This window comes from Pseudoalteromonas sp. S16_S37 (genome assembly GCF_014694405.1).
GTDB lineage: Bacteria > Pseudomonadota > Gammaproteobacteria > Enterobacterales > Alteromonadaceae > Pseudoalteromonas.
Window position 1 is genome coordinate 1 of record NZ_JAAUWV010000203.1, and the last position, 479, is coordinate 479.

Consider the following 479-nt stretch of genomic DNA (forward strand, 5'->3'; position numbering starts at 1 on the left):
AGCCAGTCCTAGAGACACATTCTGTGTCCCCTTCGTCTAGAGGCCTAGGACACCGCCCTTTCACGGCGGTAACAGGGGTTCGAATCCCCTAGGGGACGCCACTTCACCTTAGGTGAAGTGCAAAAAACTCATATGGTGCGAGTTAAAACAACCAGTCCTAGAGACACAGAAACAAGTTTCTGTTTTAAATAAGGCCATTCGCCTCGCAGGCTCGGTCTCATCTAACACAGAAATAGCAAATCAGTGATTTGCAAAACAATTTCTGCGTCCCCTTCGTCTAGAGGCCTAGGACACCGCCCTTTCACGGCGGTAACAGGGGTTCGAATCCCCTAGGGGACGCCACTTATCTTTTAAGTGATATTTTTGCAAGTTCTCGAGTAGCTTGTAGAATTAAATCTCATATGGTGCGAGTTAAAACAGCCAGTCCTAGAGACACATTCTGTGTCCCCTTCGTCTAGAGGCCTAGGACACCGCCCTTT

Annotated in this window: 2 tRNA genes; both read left to right on the plus strand. The window is 48.6% G+C overall.

The features are described from left to right. The first annotated feature begins 25 nt into the window (after positions 1-25). Positions 26-101: transfer RNA gene (locus HC733_RS22630), tRNA-Glu, on the plus strand. Positions 102-266: 165 nt separating this feature from the next. Continuing rightward, positions 267-342 (plus strand) — tRNA-Glu (locus HC733_RS22635). Positions 343-479: the final 137 nt, after the last annotated feature.